General features: G+C 74.4%; 29 protein-coding genes, 1 tRNA gene and 1 pseudogene. 20 read left to right on the forward strand and 11 right to left on the reverse strand.

Going from position 1 to position 25,998, the window contains the following annotated elements; genetic code table 11:
* Window positions 1-929: 929 nt before the first annotated feature.
* From msuE to ssuD, 6 genes are all read left to right on the forward strand, one after another.
* Window positions 930-1,508, forward strand: a complete 579-nt coding sequence (gene msuE, locus Q8W71_RS00005) for an FMN reductase (protein ID WP_305523254.1) — start codon at window positions 930-932, stop codon at window positions 1,506-1,508.
* Between the two features lie 3 nt (window positions 1,509-1,511).
* Entirely contained in the window at window positions 1,512-2,462 is a 951-nt protein-coding gene (locus Q8W71_RS00010; RefSeq protein WP_305523255.1) for an aliphatic sulfonate ABC transporter substrate-binding protein, read from the forward strand.
* Window positions 2,463-2,478: 16 nt separating this feature from the next.
* Window positions 2,479-3,498, forward strand: a complete 1,020-nt coding sequence (locus Q8W71_RS00015; RefSeq protein ID WP_305523256.1) for a sulfonate ABC transporter substrate-binding protein — start codon at window positions 2,479-2,481, stop codon at window positions 3,496-3,498.
* Between the two features lie 6 nt (window positions 3,499-3,504).
* Window positions 3,505-4,323, forward strand: a complete 819-nt coding sequence (gene ssuC / locus Q8W71_RS00020) for an aliphatic sulfonate ABC transporter permease SsuC (protein ID WP_305523257.1) — start codon at window positions 3,505-3,507, stop codon at window positions 4,321-4,323.
* Complete coding sequence (locus Q8W71_RS00025) at window positions 4,323-5,174, forward strand: ABC transporter ATP-binding protein (protein ID WP_305523258.1); 852 nt, start codon at window positions 4,323-4,325, stop codon at window positions 5,172-5,174. Before ssuC ends, Q8W71_RS00025 begins: the two co-directional genes overlap by 1 nt.
* Window positions 5,175-5,248: 74 nt before the next feature.
* Entirely contained in the window at window positions 5,249-6,424 is a 1,176-nt protein-coding gene (gene ssuD, locus Q8W71_RS00030; protein ID WP_305523259.1) for an FMNH2-dependent alkanesulfonate monooxygenase, read from the forward strand.
* Window positions 6,425-6,460: 36 nt separating this feature from the next.
* On the opposite strand, the gene Q8W71_RS00035 is transcribed toward ssuD, so the two are convergent.
* Window positions 6,461-7,366, reverse strand: a complete 906-nt coding sequence (locus Q8W71_RS00035; protein WP_305523260.1) for a LysR family transcriptional regulator — start codon at window positions 7,364-7,366, stop codon at window positions 6,461-6,463.
* A 111-nt stretch (window positions 7,367-7,477) separates the two neighbouring features.
* Between Q8W71_RS00035 and Q8W71_RS00040 the strand changes: the two genes are divergently transcribed.
* From Q8W71_RS00040 to Q8W71_RS00055, 4 genes are all read left to right on the forward strand, one after another.
* Window positions 7,478-8,359, forward strand: coding sequence for an aldo/keto reductase family oxidoreductase (locus Q8W71_RS00040; protein WP_305523261.1), 882 nt, complete (start codon window positions 7,478-7,480; stop codon window positions 8,357-8,359).
* A 131-nt stretch (window positions 8,360-8,490) separates the two neighbouring features.
* Complete coding sequence (locus Q8W71_RS00045) at window positions 8,491-8,805, forward strand: hypothetical protein (protein WP_305523262.1); 315 nt, start codon at window positions 8,491-8,493, stop codon at window positions 8,803-8,805.
* Between the two features lie 168 nt (window positions 8,806-8,973).
* Complete coding sequence (locus tag Q8W71_RS00050) at window positions 8,974-9,135, forward strand: hypothetical protein (protein WP_305523263.1); 162 nt, start codon at window positions 8,974-8,976, stop codon at window positions 9,133-9,135.
* 196 nt (window positions 9,136-9,331) lie between these two features.
* The gene (locus Q8W71_RS00055; protein ID WP_305523264.1) at window positions 9,332-9,601 is read left to right on the forward strand and encodes a hypothetical protein; all 270 of its coding nucleotides are present in this window, start codon (window positions 9,332-9,334) and stop codon (window positions 9,599-9,601) included.
* Between the two features lie 151 nt (window positions 9,602-9,752).
* Here Q8W71_RS00055 and Q8W71_RS00060 read toward each other — a convergent pair whose 3' ends face one another.
* Both Q8W71_RS00060 and Q8W71_RS00065 read right to left on the reverse strand, forming a co-directional pair.
* The gene (locus Q8W71_RS00060) at window positions 9,753-9,968 is read right to left on the reverse strand and encodes a hypothetical protein (RefSeq protein ID WP_305523265.1); all 216 of its coding nucleotides are present in this window, start codon (window positions 9,966-9,968) and stop codon (window positions 9,753-9,755) included.
* Window positions 9,965-10,090 (reverse strand): hypothetical protein, encoded by a 126-nt coding sequence (locus Q8W71_RS00065; protein WP_305523266.1) that lies wholly within the window; start codon window positions 10,088-10,090, stop codon window positions 9,965-9,967. Before Q8W71_RS00065 ends, Q8W71_RS00060 begins: the two co-directional genes overlap by 4 nt.
* Before the next feature lie 293 nt (window positions 10,091-10,383).
* Between Q8W71_RS00065 and Q8W71_RS00070 the strand changes: the two genes are divergently transcribed.
* Window positions 10,384-10,749 (forward strand): c-type cytochrome, encoded by a 366-nt coding sequence (locus Q8W71_RS00070; protein ID WP_305523267.1) that lies wholly within the window; start codon window positions 10,384-10,386, stop codon window positions 10,747-10,749.
* Between the two features lie 109 nt (window positions 10,750-10,858).
* Here Q8W71_RS00070 and Q8W71_RS00075 read toward each other — a convergent pair whose 3' ends face one another.
* The 3 genes from Q8W71_RS00075 to Q8W71_RS00085 form a co-directional block, all read right to left on the reverse strand.
* Window positions 10,859-11,380 carry a MarR family winged helix-turn-helix transcriptional regulator gene (locus Q8W71_RS00075; protein WP_305523268.1) on the reverse strand — a complete coding sequence of 174 codons (522 nt, stop codon included), beginning with the start codon at window positions 11,378-11,380 and terminating at the stop codon, window positions 10,859-10,861.
* A gap of 152 nt (window positions 11,381-11,532) precedes the next feature.
* Window positions 11,533-12,471, reverse strand: coding sequence for a tyrosine recombinase (locus Q8W71_RS00080; RefSeq protein ID WP_305523269.1), 939 nt, complete (start codon window positions 12,469-12,471; stop codon window positions 11,533-11,535).
* Window positions 12,468-12,620: a histidine kinase gene (locus Q8W71_RS00085; protein WP_305523270.1), complete on the reverse strand. Its 153-nt coding sequence runs from the start codon at window positions 12,618-12,620 to the stop codon at window positions 12,468-12,470. The genes Q8W71_RS00080 and Q8W71_RS00085 overlap by 4 nt, the downstream gene beginning before the upstream one ends.
* Window positions 12,621-12,853: 233 nt before the next feature.
* Here Q8W71_RS00085 and Q8W71_RS00090 point away from each other — a divergent pair, with 233 nt between their 5' ends.
* The 3 genes from Q8W71_RS00090 (at window position 12,854) to Q8W71_RS00100 (ending at window position 14,749) form a co-directional block, all read left to right on the forward strand.
* Window positions 12,854-13,444 (forward strand): shikimate kinase, encoded by a 591-nt coding sequence (locus Q8W71_RS00090; RefSeq protein ID WP_305523271.1) that lies wholly within the window; start codon window positions 12,854-12,856, stop codon window positions 13,442-13,444.
* A gap of 8 nt (window positions 13,445-13,452) precedes the next feature.
* On the forward strand, window positions 13,453-14,571 hold the full coding sequence (gene aroB / locus Q8W71_RS00095; RefSeq protein WP_305523272.1) for a 3-dehydroquinate synthase: 1,119 nt from the start codon (window positions 13,453-13,455) through the stop codon (window positions 14,569-14,571).
* A 103-nt stretch (window positions 14,572-14,674) separates the two neighbouring features.
* A tRNA-Thr gene (locus tag Q8W71_RS00100) sits at window positions 14,675-14,749 on the forward strand.
* Between the two features lie 76 nt (window positions 14,750-14,825).
* Here Q8W71_RS00100 and Q8W71_RS00105 read toward each other — a convergent pair.
* Window positions 14,826-15,887 (reverse strand): hypothetical protein, encoded by a 1,062-nt coding sequence (locus Q8W71_RS00105; RefSeq protein WP_305523273.1) that lies wholly within the window; start codon window positions 15,885-15,887, stop codon window positions 14,826-14,828.
* Between the two features lie 6 nt (window positions 15,888-15,893).
* Window positions 15,894-16,229, reverse strand: coding sequence for a hypothetical protein (locus Q8W71_RS00110; protein WP_305523274.1), 336 nt, complete (start codon window positions 16,227-16,229; stop codon window positions 15,894-15,896).
* Between the two features lie 260 nt (window positions 16,230-16,489).
* Between Q8W71_RS00110 and Q8W71_RS00115 the strand changes: the two are divergent.
* A pseudogene (locus tag Q8W71_RS00115) lies at window positions 16,490-16,999 on the forward strand (sigma-70 family RNA polymerase sigma factor); the annotation flags it as partial.
* Window positions 17,000-17,026: 27 nt separating this feature from the next.
* Here the strand turns inward: Q8W71_RS00115 and Q8W71_RS00120 are convergent.
* Genes Q8W71_RS00120 through Q8W71_RS00130 form a run of 3 tightly spaced genes read right to left on the reverse strand, consistent with a single transcriptional unit; the run spans window position 17,027 to window position 20,845 of the window.
* Entirely contained in the window at window positions 17,027-18,415 is a 1,389-nt protein-coding gene (locus tag Q8W71_RS00120; RefSeq protein WP_305523275.1) for an MATE family efflux transporter, read from the reverse strand.
* A gap of 53 nt (window positions 18,416-18,468) precedes the next feature.
* Window positions 18,469-19,797, reverse strand: a complete 1,329-nt coding sequence (locus Q8W71_RS00125) for a lysine N(6)-hydroxylase/L-ornithine N(5)-oxygenase family protein (RefSeq protein ID WP_305523276.1) — start codon at window positions 19,795-19,797, stop codon at window positions 18,469-18,471.
* Window positions 19,798-19,855: 58 nt separating this feature from the next.
* The gene (locus Q8W71_RS00130; protein ID WP_305523277.1) at window positions 19,856-20,845 is read right to left on the reverse strand and encodes a GNAT family N-acetyltransferase; all 990 of its coding nucleotides are present in this window, start codon (window positions 20,843-20,845) and stop codon (window positions 19,856-19,858) included.
* 183 nt (window positions 20,846-21,028) lie between these two features.
* Between Q8W71_RS00130 and Q8W71_RS00135 the strand changes: the two genes are divergently transcribed.
* The 5 genes from Q8W71_RS00135 to Q8W71_RS00155 all read left to right on the forward strand — a co-directional run bounded on the left by Q8W71_RS00135 (window position 21,029) and on the right by Q8W71_RS00155 (window position 25,974).
* Window positions 21,029-23,842, forward strand: coding sequence for an amino acid adenylation domain-containing protein (locus tag Q8W71_RS00135; protein ID WP_305523278.1), 2,814 nt, complete (start codon window positions 21,029-21,031; stop codon window positions 23,840-23,842).
* A gap of 2 nt (window positions 23,843-23,844) precedes the next feature.
* Entirely contained in the window at window positions 23,845-24,633 is a 789-nt protein-coding gene (locus tag Q8W71_RS00140) for a GNAT family N-acetyltransferase (protein WP_305523279.1), read from the forward strand.
* Between the two features lie 167 nt (window positions 24,634-24,800).
* Window positions 24,801-25,067, forward strand: a complete 267-nt coding sequence (locus Q8W71_RS00145) for a hypothetical protein (protein WP_305523280.1) — start codon at window positions 24,801-24,803, stop codon at window positions 25,065-25,067.
* Window positions 25,068-25,390: 323 nt separating this feature from the next.
* Window positions 25,391-25,678, forward strand: a complete 288-nt coding sequence (locus tag Q8W71_RS00150) for a hypothetical protein (RefSeq protein ID WP_305523281.1) — start codon at window positions 25,391-25,393, stop codon at window positions 25,676-25,678.
* A 98-nt stretch (window positions 25,679-25,776) separates the two neighbouring features.
* On the forward strand, window positions 25,777-25,974 hold the full coding sequence (locus Q8W71_RS00155; protein WP_305523282.1) for a hypothetical protein: 198 nt from the start codon (window positions 25,777-25,779) through the stop codon (window positions 25,972-25,974).
* Window positions 25,975-25,998 lie beyond the last annotated feature (24 nt).

Here is a 25,998-nt window from a genome sequence, read left to right on the forward strand (position 1 = left end):
CCAGTGAGCTCATCTAAAGAGATCGCGACAGCCATATCGTCTCACACGCCCCAGCCTCAGCCAGGGCCGCAAGGACAAAACGCCGCCCGCGTCTCCCTTCCTCTTTCCAACAATGTCAAAGATCGGGGCATCGGTCGAACCGGCACCCACCCCACACGCCACGGACCGACCCACACCCGGCAAAACCACCGCCAGGCACGCCCCAGTCCATTGTCGGTAGAGACGCCCGCCTCGCCAATCCCGACCGCAGCCAGATACCGGAGACAGACAATCCAGCGCCCGGTCCACTCCCGCGGCCGGCGCCGATGAGCGGGGTATACGGACGCGATCCGGAGCCGTCAAGCGCCTTTTCCGGGCCGGGCCGATTTTCCTGCCCCGCTTCGATGACGCCCGCGTGACGGGCGGCTTCGGAGGGAGGCGATGGCCACGGACCACGCGCTCGGGGTCTATGGCCGCCGCGGCTGCGCGCGTTCGCTGAACGGCCAGCGCGTGCCTGCGCGATCGACCGGAGCCGCATCGGGGAATTCGGGGTCGGAGAGGCTACGGCAGAGGTTCGGCGACCATGCATCGGGAGGCGATTATCGCCTTTCCCGCATCGCGCGCAGGTGTTTCGTCCCAGGACACGGCTGATCGGAAGAAGATCGATCCGGTCGCCAGCGTATCGGTGCGGCATCTCGCTCGAACCTCGTCGTCTATCGCCGGTCCGCCGCGCGACGTCTGTTTCGCATAATGCGTGAAGCCCGGATCGCTCTTCTTCGGATCACGTCCGGATCGGCACGATCCTCTCGAAACGGCGCCGCATTTAAAAGACGGTTTCATTGACCGGAACGGGCGCCGATCGCCATTCTCGGGGGCATCGAACCGCCCACCCGGACGACGAGCGGGCCACGAACCCGCCGCCCCGGCCTCCACCCCGGAAAGCCCTCTCCATGACACGACCGAGACTCGTCGGCCTGAGCGCCAACGTGCAGCGCCCCTCGAAGACCCGCACCCTGGTGGAGGCGGTGCTGCGGGAGACCGCGGCGCGGACGCAGGTCGAGGGCCGCGTGTTCGACTTCGTCGATGCCGGCACCGGCCTCGGCGCCGCCTGGACCCGCGACCAGCTCCCGCTGCCCGCCCGGCGGATCGTCGAGGCGATCGAGGGTGCGGACGGGCTGATCGTCGGCTCGCCGGTCTACAAGGGCGCCTATACCGGCCTGTTCAAGCACCTGTTCGACCTCGTCGATCCGGGCGCGCTCGCCCACAAGCCGGTGGCGATCGTCGCCACGGGCGGGGGCGCCCGCCACGCGCTCGTGGTCGAACACGCCTTCCGGCCGCTGTTCGGCTTCTTCGGCGCGCTTCAGATCCCCACCGCCGTCTACGCCTCGGACGCCGAGTTCACCGACGGCGCGCTGACCGACCCGGGGGTGCGCGGCCGGGTCGTCCAGGCGGGCGAGCAGCTCGCCGGGTTGCTGGCGCACACGGCGGCCGCCACCGGGGAGCCGGTCGCGCTGGCGGCGGGGCGCTGACGCGTGCTCGCCCGCCGATCCTTCCTCGCCGCGGCGCTCGCCGCCGTGCCGGCCCTGCGCGGCGCCCGCGCCGCCGTGCCCGGATCGCTGCGCATCGGCTACCAGCGCAACGGCATCCTCGTGGTCGCCAAGCAGCAGGGCGTGATCGAGGCGGCCCTGGACAAGCTCGGCTACCGGGTGCGCTGGACCGAGTTCTCGTTCGGGCCGCCGCTCCTCGAAGCGCTCGCCCTCGACGGGATCGATCTCGGCCAGACCGGCGACGCGCCGCCGATCTTCGCCCAGGCCGCGCGGGCGAACCTCGTCTACGCGGCGGCGCAGGAGGCCGGGGGCTCGGGCATCGCGATCCTGCTGCCGAAGGGCTCGCCGATCCGGACGCTCGCCGACCTCAAGGGCAGGCGGGTCGCCTTCGCCAAGGCGTCGAGCGCCCACAACCTCACCGTCGCCGCCCTGGAGAAGGCCGGCCTCGGCTACGCGGACATCGAGCCGGTGACGCTCGCGCCCGCCGACGCCGCGGCGGCGTTCGCCCGCGGCAGCGTCGACGCCTGGACGATCTGGGACCCCTACCTCGCGGTGGCCGAGGCCAGCGACGGCGTGCGCGTGCTCGTGACCGCCTCGGACATCGCCCGGCAGAACAACTTCTTCCTGGCCAACCGCGGCTTCGCCGAGGGCCACGGCCCCGCGCTGGCGGCGGCGATCGATGCGCTGGCGGGCGTTGCCCGCTGGTGCACCGAGAACCGCGGCGACGTCGCCGCCATCCTGTCCCAGGGCACCGGCGTGCCGCTGGCGGCGACCCGCCGCGCGGTCGACCGCACCGACTACGTGCTGGGCCCGGTGAGCCCGCGGGTGGTGGCCGCGCAGCAGGCGGTGGCCCACCGCTTCCACGCCCTCAAGCTGATCCCCAAGCCGATCCGCATCGCCGACGCGCTGTGGACGCCCCCCGCCCGCAACGGCTGACCGAACCGGACCGACCATGACCGCGCCCCACGACACCGACGCCCGAACGGCCGCCAGAACCGCCGCCTCGGGCGCCGAATCCGCCGGCCTCAGCCGCCGGACGCTGCTCGCCGGCGGTGCCGGCCTCGCCGCCGGGCTCGCCCTGCGCCCGGCCCGCGCCGCCGCCGGCACCCTGCGCGTCGGCTACCAGAAATACGGCTCCCTGGTCCTGCTGAAGGGCCGCGGCACGCTGGAGCGGGCGCTGAAGCCCCTGGGCTGGGACGTCGCCTGGGCCGAGTTCCCGTCGGGGCCGCCGCTGCTGGAGGCGCTCAACGCCGGCGCGATCGACTTCGGCACCGCCGGCGAGGCGCCGCCGATCTTCGCCCAGGCCGCGAGCCCGGACCTGCGCTACGTCGCCAACGAGCCGCCCGCGCCCCGGGGCGAGGCGATCCTCGTGCCGAAGGACAGCCCGGCCAGGACCGTGGCGGACCTGCGCGGTAGGACGATCGCCCTCAACAAGGGCTCGAACGTCCACTACCTGCTGGTGCGCGCCCTGGAGAATGCGGGCGTCCCCTACGACGCGGTCAAGCTCGCGTTCCTCGGACCGGCCGACGCCAACGCCGCCTTCGTGCGCGGCTCCGTCGACGCCTGGGTGATCTGGGACCCCTACCTCGCCGCGGCCGAGCGCGCGACCGGCGCCCGGGTGGTCGCCGACGGCGAGGGGCTGGCGCCGAACCGGCAGTTCTACCTGTCGCGGCGGGCCTTCGCCGAGGCCCAGCCGGGACTCGTCAAGCAGGTGCTCGCCGGCATCGGCGAGGTCAACGGCTGGGCAGCCGGCAACGCCGCCGCGGTGGCCGCGGAGTTCGCCCCCGCGGTCGGCATCCCCGCCCCGGTGCTGAAGGTCGCCATCGACCGCCTCTCCTACGGGGTCGCGCCGCTCGACGCCGCGGCGATCGCCGACCAGCAGCGGATCGCCGACACCTTCCACGGCCTCGGCCTGATCCCGAAGCCCCTCCGGGTCGCCGACGCGGTCTGGACCCATCCCGACAAGGCCTGACCCCCGATGCGCGTCGCGCTCTCCACCCGCTCCGGCCCCCCTCCCCTCTTCCGCCCCGTCCTCCGCCTGCGCGAGGCGGCGATCCCGTGGCTCCTGCCGGTGGCGATCCTCGCCGGGTGGCAGGCCGCGGTCTCCGCCGGCCTCGTCTCGAACCGGTTCATGCCGGCACCCCTCGACGTGGCCCGCGCGGGCATCGAGGCGGCGCGCACCGGCGAATTGTGGACCAACCTCGGGGTCAGCACCCTGCGGGCGCTCGCCGGCTTCGCGATCGGCGGCGGCATCGGCCTCGCGCTGGGGCTCGCCAACGGCCTGTCGCGCCTGTCCGAGCGGCTGACCGACACCAGCGTGCAGATGGTGCGCAACGTGCCCCACCTGTCGCTGATCCCGCTGGTGATCCTGTGGTTCGGCATCGGCGAGGAGGCCAAGCTGTTCCTCGTGGCGCTCGGCGTGTTCTTCCCGATCTACGCCAACACCCTGCACGGCATCCGCTCGGTCGATCCCGGCCTCGTCGAGATGGGCCGCGTCTACGGCATGTCCCGGGCCGAGCTGTTCCGGCGCGTGGTGCTGCCGGGCGCCCTGCCCTCGATCTTCGTGGGCCTGCGCTACGCGCTGGGCATCATGTGGCTGACGCTGATCGTCGCCGAGACGATCTCCGCCTCCTCAGGGCTCGGCTACATGGCGATGCAGGCGCGCGAGTTCATGCTCGTCGACGTCGTCGTGCTGGCGATCCTCATCTACGCGGCGCTCGGCAAGCTCGCCGACGCGCTGACCCGGCAGTTGGAGCGCCGCTGCCTGTCCTGGAACCCCGCCTACAGGAGCGCCTGATGCTGCTCGACGCCGTCCGCCGCGAGACCGCCGCGGACACCGCCCCCGCGCTCCGGTCCCCCGCCGACGCACCCGTCCGCCGGCCGGCGCCGGCCGCGTCCGCCCGCGGCATCGCCGTCACCGCCCGCGGCCTGCACAAGGGCTTCGACGGCAACCCGGTCCTCGAAGGGATCGACCTGTTCCTGCCGGCCGGCGGCTTCACGGCGGTGGTCGGCCGTTCCGGCTGCGGCAAGAGCACCCTGCTGCGCCTGATCCTCGGGCTGGAGACGCCGACCGGCGGCCGGATCGAGCTCCAGGGACCGGAGGGCGCCGTGCGCCGGTCGGCGCCGCCGAAGCGCATCATGTTCCAGGAGCCGCGCCTGCTGCCCTGGGCCCGGGTGGTCGACAACGTCGCGGTCGGGCTCGCCGGCCAGGGCTCCCGGGCCGAGCGGCGGCAGCGCGCGCTGGCGGCGCTGGACGAGGTCGGCCTGTCCGACAAGGCCGGGCAGTGGCCCGCCACCCTCTCCGGCGGCCAGCGCCAGCGGGTCGCGCTGGCCCGCGCCCTCGTCAGCGGGCCGGGCCTGCTGGCGCTCGACGAGCCGCTGGGGGCGCTGGACGCCCTGACCCGGATCGGCATGCAGGACCTGATCGAGCGGATCTGGCGGGCGCAAGGGTTCACCGCCGTGCTCGTCACCCACGACGTCGCCGAGGCGGTGGCGCTGGCCGACCGCATCCTCGTCGTCGACGCGGGCCGCATCGCCCTCGACCTGCGGGTGGACGTGCCGCGCCCGCGCCGACGCGGCGATCCCGAACTCGCCGCTCTCGAAGGCCGGATCCTCGATCACCTGCTCGGGACGCCGCAGCCCGCCTGACTTTTTCGGACCTCATCGCGCGCCCGCCCGGACGGCCTTCGCCCCGGCGGGTCGTCCCGTTCAGGAGCAATCCCATGACCGCATCGACCGACGGCCGCACCGACGTCCTCTGGTTCCTGCCCACGCACGGCGACGGGCGCTATCTCGGCGCCGCAGACGGGGCCCGCGAAGTGTCCCTCAGTTACCTCCGGCAGATCGCGCAGGGCGCGGACGACCTCGGCTATTACGGCGTGCTGCTGCCGACCGGGCGCTCCTGCGAGGATTCCTGGGTGATCGCCTCGGCGCTGGCGCCGCTGACCCGCAACCTGCGCTTCCTCGTCGCCGTCCGCCCCGGCCTTCAGGAGCCGTCGGCCGCCGCGCGCATGGCCGCGACGCTCGACCGGATCTCGGACGGGCGGCTCCTGATCAACGTCGTCACCGGCGGCGATCCGGTGGAGCTCGCGGGCGACGGCGTGTTCCTGTCCCACGACGAGCGCTACGCCGTCACGCACGAGTTCCTGCACATCTGGCGCCGGCTGCTCTCGGGCGAGACCGTGACCTTCGAGGGCCGGCACCTGCGCACGCGGGACGGCCGGGCGCTGTTCCCGCCGGTGCAGAAGCCCTACCCGCCGCTCTACTTCGGCGGCTCGTCGCCCGCCGGCATGGCGGTCGCCGCCGAGCACTGCGACGTCTACCTCACCTGGGGCGAGCCCCCGGAGCAGGTGGCCGAGAAGATCGCCGCCGCCCGCGCCGCCGCGGAGAGAAAGGGAAAGACCTTCTCCTACGGGATCCGCCTCCACGTCATCGTGCGCGAGACCGAGGCTGCGGCCTGGGACGCCGCCGAGAGCCTGATCTCGCGGCTCGACGACGCCACCATCGCCCGGGCCCAGGAGACGCTGAAGCGGCAGGATTCGGTCGGCCAGAGCCGGATGATGGCCCTGCACGGCGGCAAGCGCGACAACCTCGTGGTGGCGCCGAACCTGTGGGCCGGCGTCGGCCTCGTGCGCGGCGGGGCGGGCACGGCGCTGGTCGGCTCGGCCGATCAGGTGGCCGACCGGATGAAGGCCTACATCGATCTCGGCATCGACCGCTTCATCCTCTCGGGCTACCCGCACCTGGAGGAGGCCTACCGCTTCGCCGAGCTGGTCTTCCCGAAGCTGCCGCTTCGCGCCACCACCGGCCGGGCCGGCGGCACCGCCCGCAACGACGGCCCGTTCGGCGAGATCATCGCCAACGACCTCGTGCCGGAGCGGCGCGCGGCGGGGGGCTAGCCTCGCTCCCGTGACAGAGCACGCCTGAGAACGGACTTAGGACGCCCCGCGGGCCTTCACGAAGTCGATGAAGGCCCGCAGCGGCGCCGGCACCAGCCGCCGCCCGGGATAGTACAGGAACGGCCCCGGGAACGGCTGCCACCACGGCTCCAGCACCGGTTCGAGGGCGCCGCTGTCGAGGTGCGGCCGCAGCCAGCCCTCGAACAGGTGGATGACCCCGCCGCCCGCGAGCGCCGCCGCCACGGCGAGGTCGGTGCCCGCGCCGATCCGCACCGTGAGCGGCCCGGACACGTCCACCCGCACCACCGCGCCGTCGCGCTCGAACTCCCACGGCGCGGCGGCGCCGGTGCTGAAGCGCCCGCGCAGGCAGGCGTGACCCAGGAGATCGCGCGGGTGCTCCGGCCGGCCGCGGCCGTCGAGATAGGCGGGGGCGGCCGCGGTGGCGAAGCGGTCGATTCGCGGCCCGATCGGCACGGCGATCATGTCGCCCTCCAGCCGCTCGCCGTAGCGGATGCCGGCGTCGTAGCCGGCGGCGAGCAGGTCCACGAGGCTGTCCTCGGCGGCGATCTCCAGCCGGATCCCGGGATGGGCGGCGAGGAAGGGCGGCACCAGCGCGGGCAGGATGAGGCGCGCCGCCACCACCGGCACGGTGAGCCGCAGCGTCCCGGCCGGCCGGTCGCGCGAGCCGGACACCTCGTCGACGGCCGCCTCGACCTCGGCGAGCGCGGGCCCGAGCCGGTCGAGCAGGCGGGCGCCGGCCTCCGTGGGCGCGACGCTGCGGGTCGTCCGGTGCAGCAGGCGCACCCCGAGCCCCGCCTCCAGGCGGCGCACCGCCTCGCTCAGGCCCGAGGCGCTGACCCCGCCGGCGCGGGCGGCCTCGCGGAAGCCCCCGGCCCGCGCCACCGCCGCGAGGGCGCTGAGGTCCCCGAGATCCGCCCCCATCGCCGTCCCGCATCCTCTGTTCGAAATTCCGCACGGCCTGTCCGGACTGTGCACGATTATCGCCGCGGCCGTCCCGGTCCATCTGGTGCCCACCCGACACGGAGACGCGCGATGACCACGATCGATCAGGCCGGCACCTTCACCCTCGGCGACCGCACCGTGCGCCGCCTCGGCTACGGCGCCATGCAGCTCGCCGGGCCCGGCGTGTTCGGGCCGCCGAAGGACCGCGACGCGGCGCTGGCGGTGCTGCGCGCGGCGGTGGCGGCGGGCGTGAACCACATCGACACCAGCGACTTCTACGGCCCGCACGTGACCAACCGGATCATCCGCGAGGCGCTGCACCCCTACCCTGCCGACCTCGTGATCGTGACCAAGGTCGGCGCCAAGCGCGGGCCGGACGGCTCCTGGGACCCGGCCTTCTCGGCCGACGACCTCGCCCGGGCGGTGGAGGACAACCTGCGCCATCTCGGCCTCGACGCGCTGGAGGTGGTGAATTTCCGCGCGATGCTCGGCGACGGCCACGGCCCGCACGAGGGGTCGATCGCCGAGCCGCTCTCCGCCCTGGTCGGATTGCGGGAGCGCGGGCTGATCCGCCACATCGGCCTCAGCAACGTCACGGCCGCGCAGGTCGCCGAGGGCCAGGGCCTGTGCCCGATCGCCTGCGTGCAGAACGCCTACAACCTCGCGCAGCGGGGCGACGACGCCCTGGTCGACGACCTCGCCCGGGCCGGCATCGCCTACGTGCCGTTCTTCCCGCTGGGCGGCTTCTCGCCGCTGCAATCGAAGACCCTCTCGGAGGTCGCCGCCGGCCTCGGCGCCGCGCCGATGCAGGTGGCGCTGGCGTGGCTGCTGGCGCGGTCGCCCAACATCCTGCTGATCCCCGGCACGTCCTCGGCCGCCCATCTCCGTGAGAACCTCGCCGCCGCCGACCTCGTTCTGCCGGAGGCGGCGCGCGCGGCCCTCGACGGCGTCGGCGCGGACCGCGACGCCTGAGCCGTCCCGGGATCCCAGGATGACAGGATCCGGGGATCCTGCCGTGCGGGTGCCCGGCGGGACCCCGCTCCGCCGCGTGCGGGGGTTGCACCCCGCGCCGGTCCGGCGCAGGCGGTGGCGGAGGGCCGCGCATGGGCGGCGCCGAGACGGTTGGAGACGAGACCGAGGTGAACCCCGTCGCGCTGTTCACGATGTTCGCCTTCATGGCCGGCTGGCTCGTCCTGGCCGGCCTCACCGCGTTCTCCGGGCGCTTCGCCCTGCTGCTGCTGCTCCTGCTCGCGACGCTCGCGCTGTTCTTCTACGTCCCGTGGGTCCGGCTGCGGGCCGGCGCGATCCAGCGCCCCGGCCTGCCCACCCGCATCTGGGTCAACGGCGCGATGGTCGCGGTCTGCCTCGCGACCTGCGCCGCACTCGGCTGGGCGATCATCCGGCGGATCGGCGGTTAGGAACGCCCCGCCGCCTCGGGATGGCGCCCCCCGGGGTCCCGCGCGGCCGGCTGAGCGGCGCGTGCACCGGCGCACCGAGCCCCGCCCACGCTGGATCCATACCGCACGCCTCTCGACACCCGGGCGCGCGGCGGACCGCGCGGCCCGCCGAAGCGGACAGGGGCTCACATGCCGGGATCGGCTTGGCTCGCGTTCCATTCCCTGGCGGCGGATCCGTTTCCGCCCTGGGCCGCTTGGGTGCCCGGGGGGCTGATCGCCGCCTCGGTCGGGCTGCTCGGCTGGCTGGTCTGGACGGTCGTCCTCGACGAGCGTCGCGACCGCAGGGGCTGACGGCCCCCGGCCGGGCTGCCTTGGAGCGCTCACCGCCGAAGTGGATGCCGGTTCGGCGAAAGAGAGCGCGTCAAAACAAGGACTTGGAGTCGAGCACGATTGCAACGCGATCGGGAACGGCTCCAGCGGGCGCGGAGACACCTTCGCCGACCCCGGCGTCGGGCGGGGCGGCACGGAACGGGCGCGGAGCGACGCGATGATCAGAACCTATGCCGTGCTCGCCCCGATGCTGGTCGCGTTCCCCGCCGTGGTTTGGGGCTGGGGCGTTCCGGGATGCGCCAACCTCCCCGCCTACAACCGCGCGCTCGGCGCCCTCCAGGGCATGACCAGCGCCTGCGACATGAGCGTCGCGGAGGCCCGGCGCATCGTCGCGTCCCATGACGGGGTGCCGGCCGCGCCCCCGCAGGCCGCGCCGCCCCCGGCCGGCCACCGCCGACATCGCGGCACGCGCCCGCGCCGCCGCTGAGGGCGCAGCGTGCCCGGCGATCGCGTCGACGGGCTCGGGCGACGCAGGCCGCGGCGCGAGCGCTCTCCGCCGCGGGGACCGATGGGACCGATCCCGATCCGCGGCTCGTCACCCTCGCGCCGCCCTGCTTTCCAGACCGGCGGGAAAAACCCTATCGCGGGTCCGGCGGCGCGCGTCCGGCCCCGTCGCGGCGGCGATAGCCGAGCACCGCCGCGAGGACGATGAAGACCGCGAGCGCCGTCCACATCCCGCCCTCGGCGACCTTCCCGGCGAGCGTCGCGAGGATGCCGGGATCCTCGACGATCAGCCCGGCCGCCAGCAGGCCGACGACGAGGGTGAGAGCGGCCGCGAGCGCCCGGACGGTCACGGCGCCCGCTCCCGCCGCGTCGCCTCGGGCAGCGAGCCCGGACTCCGCAGCACGATGAGGACGCTGCCCAGCACCGACAGGGCGAGCGCCGCGCAGAACAGGACGAAGAGCCAGCGGGGCATGCGGACAGGATAGCACGGCCGGGCCCCGCCGGGTGAGGCCGGCGCGGCTTCGATCCGTCGCAGGACGGGTCGCGCGCGGCCGCGCGTTGAACCGCGAGACGGAAACTGGAGACGGAGACCGGCGGGACGGGCGGGTGGACGGATCGCGGCGACGCCGGCGGCGCGGCGATCCGGGCCCGCGCACCCGGATCCACCAGCCGTTGCAAGCGTTGCAGAAATCCGTTTAGAGCTGTTCCAGTCGCGAGGGCTTTGCCATAAGCGCCGCGGCCATCGCCGCAATAAGGAGGAAATCCATGCGTCCACTCGTACTCGGCGCCGTCCTCGCCGCCCTGATTCCGCTCTCGGCGCAGGCCCAGGAGGCCGGAGACGCGGCGGCCGGCGAGAAGGCGTTCGCGCCCTGCAAGGCCTGCCACAACTTCGTGAAGAACGGCGTCGGCCCGGATCTCAAGGGCGTCGTCGGCCGCAAGGCCGGCACCTACGAGGGCTACAACTACTCGGCGGCGGTGAAGAACTCCGGCATCACCTGGGACGAGGCCAACCTCCACGAGTGGCTGAAGGACCCGAAGGCGAAGATCCCCGGCAACAAGATGGTCTTCCCGGGCATCAAGGACGACAAGAAGATCAACGACGTGATCGCCTACCTCAAGACCCAGTCCTGAGGCATCGCCGTCGGCGCGGCCGGCTCCACCGGAGCCGGCACGGATCGGCCCGCCGCGCCAGCGGCGGGCCGACGCGCTTTCAGGGGCCTGCCGACCGGGCGGTCCGCGATCAGGCCGAGGCGGCGTCCTGCAAACCGCGGCGCAGGGTGACGAGGTCGTCGAGCAGCGACCGGCGGCTGTCCATGTCGAGGCCGGTCATGCCGCCCGCATCGTCCGGGATGCAGGCGAGCTTGCCCCGCAGCTCCTGCCCCGCCTCGGTGAGGAAGATGCTGACCTGCCGCTCGTCGGTCCGGTCGCGGGCGCGCCGCACCCGCCCCGCCGTCTCCAGGCGCTTGAGCAGCGGCGTCAGCGTGCCGGAATCGAGGAACAGGCGGTCGCCGATCTCCTTCACCGTCAGCCCGTCCTCCTCCCACAGCACCAGCAGGACGAGATACTGCGGATAGGTCAGCTCGTGCTGGCCGAGCAGGGCGCGGTAGGTGCGGCCGAACGCGTGCGCGGCGGCGTAGACCGCGAAGCAGAGCTGGTTGTCGAGCCGCTGCGGATCGTCCAGCGCGACGGGCGACCGTCCCGCGGCGTCACCAGCGGCCTGACGCGTCTGGGCGTTTCTCCGCGCAACGGCCGGGCCCGACATACGATTGACCTCTAACATAGGTTAAATCGGCCGGTGACGGCCCATCCTGCGTCGATCTTATTCACATTCGCGTTTTTGCACAATGAATGCGATCGCTGAGCTGTGGGACGACGCCCTCGGATCCGACGATTCGCGGGAACGACAGGCTCGGCTCAGGCATCCATGAGCGGATGCAGATCCCGGACCATCGCCTTGAGCCGCTCGTCGAGGACGTGGGTGTAGATCTGCGTCGTGGCGATGTCGGCGTGGCCGAGCAGTTCCTGGACGATGCGCAGGTCGGCGCCGTTCTGGAGCAGGTGGCTGGCGAAGGCGTGGCGCAGCACGTGCGGGCTGACCCGATCGGCGCGCAGCCCTGCGGCGGCCGCGGCGGCCTTGAGGTCGCGCGCGAAGGCCTGCCGGGTGAGGTGCCCGCTCTCGCTGTCGGCCGGGAACAGCCAGGCCGCGTCCTCCGGCACGGCGGGGAGGTGGGCGGCCACCGCGGCGCGGGCGGCCTCGGTCAGGGGCACGAGGCGCTCGCGGCCGCCCTTGCCGCGCACCAGCAGGAAGCGCTCCCGCGCCGTGCCCGCGGCCCGGGGCAGCGACACCAGCTCGGAGACGCGCAGGCCGGTCGCGTAGAGGAGTTCGAGCAGGCAGACCATCCGGCGGGCGCGCCGCGCCGCGCCGGGCTCCGCCCCGGCGGCCGGATCCGCGGCGGCGGGATCCGCGGCAGCATGGGCCGCCGCCAGAAGGCGATCGACCTCGGCCACCGACAGGACCTTGGGCAGGGCCCGGCCGCGGCGCGGGCCGGCGACGGGGCTGCTCGGATCGGCCTCGGCCAGACCCTCCGCGTAGAGAAACCTGTGGAAGCCGCGCACGCAGGACAGCCGCCGCGCCGCGGTCGAGGCCTTGAGCCCGCGGGTGTCGAGATCGGCGACGAAGGCGCGCAGGGTGCCGGTGTCGACGGCGTCGAGGGCGGTGCCGGCCCGGTCGAGATAGGCGAGGTAGTCGTCGAGGTCGCGCCGGTAGGCGCCGAGCGTGTTGGGCCCCGCGCCGCGCTCGGCCGCCAGCATGTCGAGATAGCCCGCGACCTCCGGCGCCGCGGTGGCGCTCACCGCCCCCCCGGCTGAAGCTTCGAGGCGGGGATCGAGACGCTCATCTCCCGCGGCGTCGGCTCGACGAAGGTCGCGAGCGCGAACATGCCCGCGAAGACGAGGCCCGCGAGGATCGCGAGGGTGGCGAAGAAACGGAACAGGGTCGGCACGTCGGTCGAACCTCGGGGACGGGCACGGGCGTGGGGAAGGCGGTCGCACCGGTTTCCATCACGCGATCAAGGCGCTGGCAAGGCCCGGCGGGCCACGGTGCGCCCCCGTCCGCCGCGTTTCGCGCCCGCCCGGAAACGCGCTAAGAGCCTGCGGATGGATGGCCGCGGGGCGCGAGGGGCGCCGGAGCCCGCGGCGGAGGGAAGGTTGCCGCGGTCATGGGGTGCGGGGGGCGATGATCGGAGCGGAGGACGAGCCGGTCGAGGCGCGCCTGCGCCGGGCGCTGGGACCGCGGTCGATCGTGCTCGTCGGCCTGATGGGCGCGGGCAAGAGCACCGTCGGCCGCCGCCTCGCGAGCCGGCTCGGCCTGATCTTCAAGGATGCCGACCACGAGATCGAGGCGGCGGCGGGCCTGACCATCCCCGACATCTTCGCGATCTACGGCGAGCCGAGTTTTCGCGACGGCGAGGAGCGGGTGATCGCGCGGCTGCTGCGCGCCGGCCCGCTGGTGCTCGCCACCGGGGGCGGCGCCTTCATGCGGGACGCGACCCGCGCGCGCATCGCCGAATCCGGCGTCTCGGTGTGGCTGAAGGCCGAGCTCGACGTGCTGATGCGGCGGGTGCGCAAGCGCGCCAACCGGCCGCTCCTCCAGACCGAGGATCCCGAGGAGACGATGCGCGCCCTGATGGCGCTGCGCCATCCCGTCTACGCCGACGCCGACGTGGTCGTGCTCTCGCGCGACGTCTCCCACGACCGCGTCGTGCAGGACGTGATGGAGGCCCTGGACCTCTACTTCGACCCGCCGCCCGCCGTCGCCGCCCAGTGAGCCCCGCCGTGACCGATCCCCTGACCGTCCGCGTCCCCCTCGACGGGGCGCGCGCCTACGACATCCTGATCGGCCGCGGCCTGATCGACGCCGCCGGCCCCCACCTCGCCGCGCTCGGGGGCCGGGCGGCGGGCATCGTCACGGACGAGACGGTGGCCCCGCTCTACGCCGAGCGGTTTCGCGCGGCGCTCGAACGCCACGGACTGCGCACGAGCGTCGTGGCGGTCGAGCCCGGCGAGGGCTCCAAGTCCTACGCGCACTACGCCCGGGTCTGCGACGCGCTGCTCGGCATGCGGATCGAGCGGGGCGACCTCGTGGTGGCGCTCGGCGGCGGCGTGGTCGGCGACCTGGCCGGGTTCGCGGCGGCCACGCTCCGGCGCGGGGTGCGCTTCGTGCAGGTCCCGACCAGCCTGCTCGCCCAGGTCGATTCGTCGGTGGGCGGCAAGACCGGGATCAACTCCCCCCACGGCAAGAACCTGATCGGCGCCTTCCACCAGCCCCGCCTCGTGCTCGCCGACACCGCCGCCCTCGACACCCTGTCGGAGCGGGAGATGCGCGCGGGCTACGCCGAGGTCGCCAAGTACGGGCTGATCGGCGACGCGGACTTCTTCGGCTGGTGCGAGGCCAACTGGCGCGGGATCTTCTCCGGCGGCCCGGAGCGCGAGGAGGCGGTCGCCGCCTGCTGCCGGGCCAAGGCGGGGGTCGTCACCCGCGACGAGCGCGAGGACGGCGAGCGGGCGCTGCTGAACCTCGGCCACACCTTCGGCCACGCCCTGGAGCGGATCGTCGGCTACGACCCGGCCCGGCTGGTGCACGGGGAAGGGGTGGCGATCGGCACGGCGCTGGCCTTCCGGTTCTCGGCCCGGCTCGGGCTCTGCGCCGGCCAGGATGCCGGGCGCGTGGCCAACCACCTCGCGCTCGCCGGGCTGCCGACCCGCCTCCAGGCGGTCCCCGGCGGCCCCGGCGACGCCGACGCGCTGCTCGACGCCATGGCGCAGGACAAGAAGGTGCGCGACGGCGCGCTGACCTTCATCCTCGCCCGCGGGATCGGGCAGAGCTTCATCGCACCGGGCATCGACCGGGACGCGGTGCGCGCCTTCCTCCAGGACGAGCTCGCCGCCGGCTGACGCGCCGGTCTCGCCTTGCGCCGGCCTTACGCCGGTCTTGCCTTGCGCGGGGCGGACGGCTATGAGCCAGCCGCGGCCCGGGCCCACAGGCCCGGCGCCCGCCGCCGGTGTAGCTCAGTGGTAGAGCAGCGCTTTCGTAAAGCGAAGGTCGGGGGTTCAAATCCCTCCTCCGGCACCACGGATCCCCCGCGATCGGGGCGCGCCACCCGTCACCAGCCGTAGCACCCGCCCGTCGCGGCAGCGACGGCGCCGCGCTACTTCTTGTCGGTGCCGATCAGCAGGGCCAGACCGCCGCCCGTCAGTCCGATCGGCGGAAGGACGCGGACGCCGAACCGGACGGCCCTGCGCCGCTCCTGCCGCGTCTCGGTGGCCCGGATCACGTCCGGCAGGGCGCCCGCGAAGTCCCGGAGCGTGAATTTCCCGGCCATGGCCGCCTCCGACAGGTTCCGCACCTCCGCGAGAAGCTCGCCGGCTTCGAGGAAGGTGATCTCCCGCCGGACGCCGTTCTTCACGACCTTGTCCGACTCGCACGAGAAGAACACGCAGATCTTGCCGACGGCGCCGCAGGCATCCGCCATATCCGTGAGCGGCAGGGTACGGCCCGGCGGCACGACGAACCGGCCATTCTCGTTGTGGCCGATGACCACGTAGATCGGCGAGCCGTTGTCGAGGAGCCGCTGGCGGAACTCGCCGATCGTCCTCGGCATGCTCTCGAGGGCGGTGTCGATCCGGTTGGCGTCGAACGATTTCTTCGACGCCACCGCGTTCCGCAGGTCGGTCTCCGAGGCGTTGGCGCTGGCCACGCGGGTGGCTTCGCGGTCGAGGGGCGAGAAGGTCTGGGTCCAGGCGAGCCGGTCGGTCGGAACCACCGCGAGGCCGGCGATCGGCGGGGGCTGGATCCTCCAGCCGAGGGCCGCCGACTGGATGTCGGTGAGTTTCCCGAGGGCGCCGACCGCACCCGTATCGTTGAACCGCTTCTGCGACGCCTCCAGGGCATTCCGGTACTTGATGTCCTGCCCGTTCAGGGCCGCGGCCGGCAGGTGTCTGGCCAGGCTGTCCTCGACGGCACCCGTCGTCTTCCCGATCTCGGGCGCGGCCTTCGGGGCGGTCGGGTGATGCGGCGCCGTGTCCGCGAACTCGCGCGCCGCGGTGGCGAGATGGGTCACCCCGGTCTTCTCGCCGGCGACGGCGGCCTTCTCGACGACGATCACCTCCGCCTTACGCGCCGCCCCCTTGACGGTCGACTCAGCGCTGCACTTGGCGACCCCCGAGGCGATCGAGGCCACCATCACGGGGATCGTTATGTAGCTGTACATGGCCCGCTATCGAAAGTAGTCGGAGAACAGGGAATTCTTGGATCCGAGCTTCTGCTCGCTCTTGCCGTTCGCACCCGCCACGGCCTGGCGCATGATCGTCGGAAAGGCGGCGCCGAACAAAACAAAGTCCTTTGTCTTGTACGCCGATCCCTGATCGATATAGTAGTACATGAACAGGGTACCCAGCACGCAGACCAAACCGAAGCAGATCCAATACTTAATGTTCTTGAGATGCTTCATGACATCCGGATTATCGGATGTGGAACTCAGCTTGTACCACTGCAAAACCTCTTGCGCAATGATACCGACCAGGGTTGGCGGGGCCATGTCAATAAGCGTCATGCGCGAATCCTGTTGCCCTGCTCATCGGAAGAGTTCCGGCGGCGCGTTCGAAGGCCCGCTTCTGATAGCGAGGCCGCCGATCGGTAGAAAGACGCTCGTCGCGCGAACCGATCGCGCTGTCGCCCCGATCGGCCGCCCCGCGGCCGGGCGCGACCGTCCGCCGGACCTGCCTCAATACTGGACCTGAGCGGCGCATCTTCGCGGCGAGTGTTGTGAATTTGAATATTTAAAAAGTAAAAATTGGCATTCGACGCGGATCAATGTCAAGCTCAGGCCGTTGGCGCCGCGATCGTGCGGTCCGGGTGGGCGGTGCTGTGGCGGCGGAGCAGAGCGTGTCAGCGGACGATCGGCGCGGGACCGGAGCCCGCGACGGGGATCTCCGGTCCCTGGCGCGCCTGCATCGCGACCGGGCGGCCTACCTCGCGGCCGCGCGCCGGATCCTGCGGTGTCCCGCCCTGTCCGAGGACGTGGTGCAGGACGTGATGGTGCGCCTCGCCGGCCTGCCGGCCTCCGCGCGCGCCGACCTGCGGGCGCCCTACGTGGCGCGGATGGTGCGCAACCTCGCCATCGACCGCGCGCGGCGCCGCAGCCTGGAGCGCCGCCTGTTCGCCGACCTCGACGACCTGCCCGAGGCGCCGGGCGCGGCGGGGACGCCGGAGGCGGAGACGGAGGCCCGCGAGGCGCTGGCCCGGGTCTCCGCGGCGGTCGACGCCCTGCCCGAGCCGATGCGCACGGCGTTCCGGCTGCACCGGGTCGAGGGCGTGCCCCAGAACGTGGTCGCGGCGCAGCTCGGCGTGTCACGCGCCCTCGTGTGCGGGCTGGTGCGGCGGGGCCACCTCTCCTGCCTCGCCGCCCTCGACGGGCGCTGCGACCGGCGGGCCTGCACCGGCCCCGAGCGGGCCCTCGCGGAGCCACGCGAGCAGCAGGACGGCGCCGAGGACGTCGGCGAGGAACTCCGCGGCGATCCGGCTCGCCAGCACGCCCTCGTAGCCGAGGAGGTGCGGCAGGACGAGCAGCGGCGGGATCAGCGCGAGCCCCTGCGCGGCGAGCGAGACCGCCGCCGCGCGCCGGGCCGCGCCGATCGCCTGGAACAGGGTCGCGGCCGTCAGTTGCAGGCCGAGCGGTAGGAACGCCACGGCGAAGGCCGCCACGGCGCGGGCGCCCGCGGCGCGGGTGGCCGCATCCGCCGCGAACAGGCCGGCGAGCGGGTCGGCCAGGGCGATCATCAACGCGCCGACGAGGATCCCGTAGCCGAGGGAGGCCGCGGTCACGAAGCCGAGCGCCCGGCGCAGCCGGTCGGGCCGGCCGGCGCCCAGGCTGTGGCCGAGCACCGCCTGCGCCCCGGCCATCAGCCCGAGGACCGGCAAAGCCGCGACGGTGGCGATCCGCAGGGCGAGGCCGAGCGCGGCCACCGCCGGGTCTCCGAACGGGGCGGCCGCCTGCACGAACAACGCCATCGCGAAGGCCGCGAGCAGGCTCGATCCGGTGGCGGGCAGGCCGAGGCCGAGCATCCGCCGCGCCAGGGCGCGGGTCGCGCGGGCGTCCCACGGCGGCAGGCGCAGGCGGGGCCGGGCGCCCGCGAAGTGCGCGGCGTAGACGAGCGCGGCCGCGCCCTGCGCGCCGATCGCCGCCCAGCCAGCGCCGGCGGTGCCGAGCCCCATGAGCCGGATCAGCACCCAGTCGAGGACGATGTTGAGGCCGAAGCTGCCGATCATCACCGCGCCGCTGAGGGCGGCGCGGCCCTGCGCGCGCACCACGAAGCCGCCGACGATCATCACCAGCATCAGCGCGGTGCCGACCGTCGAGAGGGCGGTGTAGGGGGAGGCCGCCGCCGCGAGCGCCGCGTCGGCCCCGAGCCGCGTCAGCCAGAAGGCCGGATCGAGCACCACGAGGGCGGTGAGCAGGAGGCCGGGGGGCAGGGCCAGCCCTAAGCCGAGGCCGGCCGCGGCGGCCGCTCCGTCCGGGTCGCCGCGGCCGAGCGCCCGCGACACCTCGGAGGCCGCGGCGATGCCCGCGCCGTAGCCGAGTGCGGCGACCACCAGCGTGACGGGGTAGGCCACCGCGATCGTCGCGATCGCCTCCGCGCCGAGATCGGCCACGAACCACGCGTTCGCGAGCATCTGGAGGGCGTGCGCCGAGATGCCGAGGATCGCCGGTCCCGAGAGCCGCAGCACCAGCGCGACCACCCCGTCCGATCCGAGATCGGGTTCCGCGGGCCGCCGCGCGGGCCGGGGCCGCCTCACGGCGCCGCGGCGGGGCGGATCGCGGCGCGGGCCGCCCGCTCCGCGTCGAGGATCGTCCCGGCGATCTCGCCGGCCCGCACCGGCAGGATCGACAGCAGGGTCTCGGTCAGGCCGTGGCTCGGCTCCGACACGCCCTGGAGATGGAGGCTGACCCGCGGCTCGGCCGGCTCCAGGTGCAGCCGGTAGCGGCGGTCCACGGTGTCGGCCGCCATGAACGGGCGCAGCGGCTCCAGCATCGCCGGCACGGCGGCGCGGTGGTAGCCGGTGGCGCAGATCACCGCGTCGTAGGTCTGGTGCTCCTGCGTGCCGGCGACGTCGTCGCGCAGCTCCGCGCGCAGACCGCTCCCCGCCGGCTCGATCGCCACGACCCGGGTGCTCCGGCGTAGGCGGTAGCGGGTCTGCCCGCTCACCTCCTGCTCGTAGAGCGTGGCGTAGAAGGACTGGATCAGGTCCGCGTCGACGACCGCGTAGTTGGTGGCGCGGTGGGCGGCGATCAGCTCGGCCCGGACCGGCTCGGGGGCGTCGTGGACCCGGTCGACCGCCTCGGGGTCGAAGATCTCGTTGACGAACGGGCTGTCGTCGGCGGGCTTCAGGGCGGGGCCGCGGATCGCGAGGTCGACCAGCGCCCGCGGGTAGCGCGCGCCCGCGTCGACCGCGATCTCGACCGCGCTCTGCCCGGCGCCGACCACGAGGATCCGCGGCTGCGGCCCGTCGAGTCGCGGGGCACCGAGCGCGGCGGCGATGCCCGGCAGGTACCACGACGCGTGCATCAGCCGGCGGTCGCCCGCGAGCCGGGCGAAGGGCTCCGGGATCGCCGGGTCGCCGCCCGCGGCGAGCACGAGGTGGCGGCAGCGGCGCAGGCGGGGGCGGCCGGCCGCGTCCCGCCCCGTGAGCACGAAGGCGGCGAGCCGCCCGTCGCGGGTCTCGGGGCGCACCGCCTCGACGGTCTCACCGTAGGTGGCCACGTCGGAGAAATGCTCGGCGGCCCAGGCCAGATAGTCGTTGTACTCGACCCGCGACGGGTTGAACGTCTTGAGGTTGAGGAAGGCGTTGAGCCGGCCCTTCCCGTGCAGGTAGTTGATGAAGCTGAACGGGCTGGTCGGGTCGCGCAGGGACACGAGGTCCTTGACGAAGCTGATCTGCATGTCGGCGCCCGGCAGCATCATCGCCCGGTGCCAGCCGAAGCTCTCCTGCCGCTCCAGGAAGCGCAGGCTCGGGCGCACGGCGGCGCCGCGCAGGGCATCCGTGAGCGCGATGGCGAGCGAGAGGTTGGCCGGGCCGAAGCCGATGCCGATGATGTCGTCGGTGTGGGGCTGATCCGTCATCGCTGCCGTATCGTTCGGGGGAAGGGTCAGGAGGGCGAAGGGTCAGGCGGGGGAAGGGTCAGGCGGGGATCGCGGGCGGGCGCGGCGTCGCATCCGCGGCGGCGGCGCCCGGCACCCACAGGCGGTCCCGGAAGAAGTGCTCGCGCGTGAGGCTGACCAGCGTCGCGCGCTTGTGGGGGAAGTCGATCGTTGCGACCGTGCCGAAGCCGGAGCCGTGCAGGTTGCGGATCTGCTGGGCGTGGTCGGAGCGCGGCTCGCCGACGATGCGGGCCGTGCGCGGATCGTCGAGGAACAGGTAGTGCATCAGCGCCGGCAGCCACGCCGAGAGGTGGGCGCGCCCGCGCACCGCCGCGTCGCCGATCGCCACGTGCCAGCCGCGGTCGTAGGGGCCGGCCTCGTAGAGCGGCCCGAGCCGGCTCTCGCGCGCCCAGTACAGCTCGAAATAGCCGAACGGCGCGCCGTCGAGGCAGCCGAACAGCGGCAGCGTCGCCGGGTCGGCCTGGAGGCCGGCGATGTAGGCGCCGTGCGCCTCCAGGCTGCCCGCCTCCTCCCAGATCGCGGCGACGCGCGGGTCGTTCATCCATCCCGAGAACAGGGCGACGTCGCCGGGCTCGGTCATCGTGCGGAAGCTCAAGGTTCGGCCGAGCCAGGGGATCGCCCGCGCGTAGACGGTGCCGGGGGCGGTCTCCGGCCGCAGCGGGTGCCGCCGCCCGCCGGTGACGGTGTAGAGTTCCGGAAACGGCGGGCGCGGGGCGGGCAGCCAGCGCCCGGCGCATTGCCAGAGCAGGCCCGGCAGGATCTCGGCCCCCTCCCCGGTCCGCCGCGCGGCGCCGAGGGCGACGAGGCGGTCGGCCGCCGCCGGATGGGCGCCGAACTTCGCCAGGACGCGGTGGGCGCGGGTATCCTCCGCCGTCAGCGCCTCGGCGCGGGCCAACACCGCCTCGGCCGCCGCCGCGGCGTCGTCGGCCGCCTCCACCCGGATGCGCGGCTCCGCCTCCGTCCCGTCGAGCGCGAGGCGCGCGCCGCTATTCGTCTCACCACCCGCCACGATCGGCCCTCTCCCGCGCGGCGCTCAGCCCGCTGCATCTCCTGGACGAACGAGGGCCGGGCCGGTTCACGCGCGCCGTGAACCGGGGCCGGCCTGATTCGTCTGGACGGTCGAGGGCTGCGGGCGAGGACGGGGCGTATGGATTCGGGGCGCATGGACGCGGGACGTATGGATTCGGGGCGCATGGACGATTGGACCGGGGGCGCGCTGGTCGTGGCGTTCGACCGCCTCGGGCACGGCGCGTTCTGGCCCGCCGACCGGGCGCTGCCGCCGGGCTGGCAGGCCGTGCACGGCCCCTGCGAGGCGGCCGACGCCCGCGCCTGGATCGAGGCCCACCCCCCCGTGCGCAACGCGGAGCCGGCGGAGGGCTCGGACGCCGACAGCGTGCCCGCCCGCCTCGCCCGGCTCGCGGCGGAGGCGCCGGACCGGCCGGCAATCCTGTTCGCCGATCGGGTCGTCACCCGCGGCGAACTCGACGCGGAGGCGGCGCGGATCGCGGCGGCCCTGCGCGCGCGGGGCATCGGCCGCGGCGCCCTCGTGGCGGTGGCGCTCGACCGCGGCCCGGCGCTGATCGCCGCCCTGCTCGGCGTGCTCCGGGCCGGCGCCGCGTTCCTGCCCCTCGATCCCGCCTACCCGGCGGCGCGGGTGCGGATGATGCTGGCGGATGCGGGCGCGGCGCACGCCCTCGCGACGCCCGACATCGCCGAACGCCTCGCCCTGCCCGAGGCGGTGGATGCCTTCGATCCTGAAGCGCTCGATCCTGAAGCGCTCGACGGCGAGGCACCGGATCGGCCCGCGCCCGGCCCGGCCGATCCCGCCTACCTGATCTTCACCTCCGGCTCGACCGGCCGGCCGAAGGGCGTGCTCGTCGAGCACGGACCGCTGGCCATGCACGTCCGCACCACCGCCGAGGCCTACGAGATGGGCCCGGAGTCGCGCGAGCTGCACGTCCTGTCCTTCGCCTTCGACGGGGCGCACGAGCGCTGGATGACGCCGCTCACGGCCGGCGGCTGCATCGTTCTGCGCGGACCCGAGCTGTGGACCGCCGCCGAGACGCTCGCCGCGATCCGCCGCCACCGCGTCACCCATGCGGGCTTCCCGACGAGCTTCGTCGGCCAGCTCGCCGAGTGGGCCGAGAGCCTGGGCGAGGCGCCGCCGGTGCAGGTCTACTCCTTCGGCGGCGAGGGCATGCCGCGGGAGACGTTCGCGCGCCTCGGCCGGGCGCTGCGGCCGCGCCTGCTGATCAACGGCTACGGCCCGACCGAGTGCGTGATCTCGCCGCTCGTCTGGAAGGTGCCGCCGGAGGCGGCGTTCGACGATCCCTACGCGCCGATCGGCGGCCCCGTCGGCGCGCGCCGGGCGCACGTGCTCGGGCCCGACCTCGAGCCGGTGACGGACGGGGAGACCGGCGAGCTGTACATCGGCGGCGGCCTCGCCCGCGGCTACCTCGGGCGCCCGGCCGAGACCGCCCTGCGCTTCCTGCCGGACCCGTTCGGCCCCGAGGGCGGGCGGATGTACCGCACCGGCGACCGTGTGCGGCGGCGGCCCGACGGGGCGCTGGCCTTCGCCGGCCGCGCCGACGCCCAGGTGAAGATCCGCGGCCACCGGATCGAGATCGGCGAGGTCGAGGCGGCGCTCGCCGCCCTGCCCGGCGTCGCCGAGGCCGTCGTGCTGCGCCGCGACGGGCCGGCCGGCGCCTACCTCGCGGGCTACGCCGCCGCGGCGCGCGGGCGCCGCCCCGAGGCCGGGCGCCTGCGGGCCGGCCTCGCCCGAACGCTCCCGGACCACATGGTGCCCGCGAGCCTGACGGTGCTCGACCAGTTTCCGGTCAACGCCAACGGCAAGGTCGACCGCGCCGCCCTGCCCGACCCGGCCGCCGACGACCGGCGCGGGCGCCCCCCCGCCACGGCCACGGAGCGGCGGCTTACCGGCATCTGGTCGGAGGTGCTGGGCTACCCCGTCCACGCCGTCGACCGGCCGTTCTTCGAACTCGGGGGCGATTCGCTCTCGGCGCTGCGGCTCGTCGGGCGCCTGCGCCTCATCGCCCCGCAGGGGGGCATCCGCGTCGCAGACCTGCTGCGCGACCCGACGATCGCGCAGCTCGCCGCCCGCATCGACGCCGGCCGTCCCGAGGCCGAGGACGGGCCGGCGTCCCTGGTGCGGCTCGCCCCGGGCCGCGACGGCGCGGACCGGCCGCTGCTCGTCCTGTTCCCGGGCCTCCTCGTCAGCACCCGCGAGTACGAGCCGCTGGTGGCCCATCTCGGGCCGGATCAGGCCGCGTTCGGGTTCCTCTGCGCGTCCCTCGTCGAGGAGCCGCGCCCCCTGCCCGCGGTCGCCGAGCTGGCCGAGGCCTACGCCGCGCGGGTGCGCCGGCTGATGCCCGGGCGGGCCGGCGCCTGCGTGTTCCTCGGCTGGTCCTGGGGCGGGGTGCTGGCCTACGAGACGGCGCGCCGCCTCGGGCCGGCCTTCCCGCTGGACTTCGTTGGCATGCTCGACGCCTGCGGCCTGGAGGAGAACTTCGCGGTCGGCGCCGGCCGGCCGATCGGGCCGCAGGAGCGGGCGGCGCACGAGGCGATGCTCGCGGACTGGCTCGACCGCTCGCCGATGCGGCCGCTCTGGCAGGCCCTGCGCGCCCGGATGGACCCGGAGGCCGAGGTTCAGTTCCTGCGCTTCCTCGCCGCCGAGCCGCAGCCCCTGCCCGCGGACGGGCCGGAGGTCGGCAGCCGCGAGCGCATCCTGTGGACCCTGGTCGATCATGCGCTCCAGTTCCGCGGCCTCGCGCTCGCGCCCGGCGCGGTCCCGATCCGCGCCTTCGTGGCGGCGGACTCGCTGGCGCGCGGCCTGCCGGTGATCGATTGGCGCCCGCTGACCGACCGGCTCCTCGGCGTGGAGACGGTGCCGGAGACGGACCACCTCGACATCGTGCTCTCGCCGCATCTCCACGCCCGGCTCGCCGAACTGGTCGCGGCCGGCCCCGCCACCTCGACGGCGGCCTGAGCATGTCCGACCTCGACCCCCTCCCCGGCTTCCCCTTCGAGATCCTGCGCGACGCCCACGTGGCGGCGCTGACCGGCAGCCTGATCGACGGCGTCGAGCACGGGCCGGGCGGCGCGGGCTACGTCCACACGCGCATGATCCCGGACCCGACCCTGAACTTCGCCTACGGCGTCCGCACGCCCGAGCAGTTCGCCTGGGCCGGGGCGATGGCGCTCGGCCGGGCGCGGGACCCCGCCTTCCTGGCGCGGGACGCGGACGAGGAAGCGGCCCTGCGCCGCCTGTTCGAGCCGGCGGCTGTCTACCCCGCGAGCTGGATGGTGGCCGCCCTGCCCCGGGTCGCCGCATCGTCCGAGGCCGAGCGGGTCGCCGTCCACGTCGGCGCGGTGCCGCCGCCGGAATTCGAGGCGGTGTTCGCGAACCTGTCCGGAGACCGGGTGGTGCGCACGCACCTGCGCCGCCACTACCTGCCGGCCCTGCGCGGGGCCCGGCTGCGGGCGGGCACCGCGGCGATCCACCTCGTCGGCCGCGACGCGGTCGGCCCGGTGTCCTGCGCGAGCCTCTACCTGCGCGGCGAGATCGCCGGCCTCTACAACGTCAGCACGCTGCACGACCGGCAGGGCCGCGGCCACGGCGGGCGCGTCACCGCCGCCGCGCTCCGCGAGGCGCGGGCGCGCGGGGCCAAGCACGTCTTCCTGCAATGCCCCGCCGACGGCCCGGTCGAGGCGCTGTACCGCCGGGCCGGGTTCCGCCGCTGCTGCGCGCCGAGCCTGATCTGCACGGCCTCCCCGTGATTCCGGGCGGTGACTCTGGACCGTGACTCTGGACCGTGACTCCGGACCGCCGGCGGGCCGACCGGTAACCAACGCGCCGGCCCGCTGTTGATGACCGGATTCCATACGCCTCCGGTCAAATCTTCCGCGTCATACCGGTGCCCGTCATTCGAACGGGCGGTGCGATCATGGCGTTGACGGGGCGGTTCTGGTTCCGGAAGACCTGGATGGGGCGGCTGGTCCTGCTGGTCGAGGAGGAGCGTCCGCGCCGCTTCGGCGGCGGCGGCAAGCTGCGCTGGCGGGACGCCCGGCTGATGGATTTCGCCGAGCCGGCGATGCGGCCGCTGATGACCGTCGAGCAGATCCACCGCGCCGGCGGCGCGCCCGGCTCCGTCCGGCCCCTGCGCGCCGTGCCGACGCCGGTGGCGTCCACGCCCCGGGCGGCGAACGCCTGACGCGGCGGCCGCGCCGGGGAAGGCGCGGACATGAAAAGGCCCGCCGCCCGGAATCCGGGGGCGGGCCTCTCCGGCGATCGTCCGTCGCGGAGGCGCTGGAGCCGTTTCCTGTCAGCCGTGGCGCCCCGGGGGCCGCGGGCCCGAGGGCCCTGTCGCAGGTCCAATCTGCCGGACGATGCCTAACGGAGCGTCAACGGCCGGTCGTCCGCGACCTGCGGCCCCGATTCCGCGTGACATCCGGCCGCCCCGCATCAAGTGCTGCGGCTTGCCGTCGGCGCCCGAGCCCGTACACCGGGTCTCGCGCAACGCAGCCGATCCCGATCATGGCCGAACCGTCCTCCCTGCCGCCCGCTTGGCTCGAAGCCGCCCGCTCCGCGGCGCGCGACCTCGGCTTCGGGACCGATCTCGCCGGGTTGTCCCCGGAGCGCTGGGCGCAGGTCAGCGCCGCCGCCGGCGACACCATGGCGGCCCGGGGGACGGTCCCGCCCGACTGGGCGGCGGAGCTCGCCCGCCAGGCCGGGCGACCCGACGGCGGGGAGCTGGCGCGCGACGAGGCCGACGCCAAGCTCGCCGCCGAGGGCGAGGTCTTCGGGATCGAGGACGACGCCTGAACGTTGCCCCCACCGGCGATCGGCCGGTCTCCGAGGCGCCGGCGGTCTTCGAGGCGCCGGACGGTCGCCCCGGGAACGGCCCCACCGATGTAGGATCCATGCCTGAGCCCAAGCGCGCCCTGCGCACCTTTCCGATCCCCGCCACCGCACCGGTCCTCGACGCCGCGACGCGCAGGCGCCTCGGGCGGCAGCTCCAGGCGCTGTACGACCCGGTGATCGACGAGTCCCTCGACCCGCGCCTCGCCGAGCTGATGCGCCAGCTCGACGCCGACCGCGGCGGGGCCCGGGCCGGCTGATCCCCGGTTCCCGCTGGACCGCCC

It is taken from the genome of Methylobacterium amylolyticum (genome assembly GCF_030700245.1).
In the GTDB taxonomy this organism is placed as follows: domain Bacteria; phylum Pseudomonadota; class Alphaproteobacteria; order Rhizobiales; family Beijerinckiaceae; genus Methylobacterium.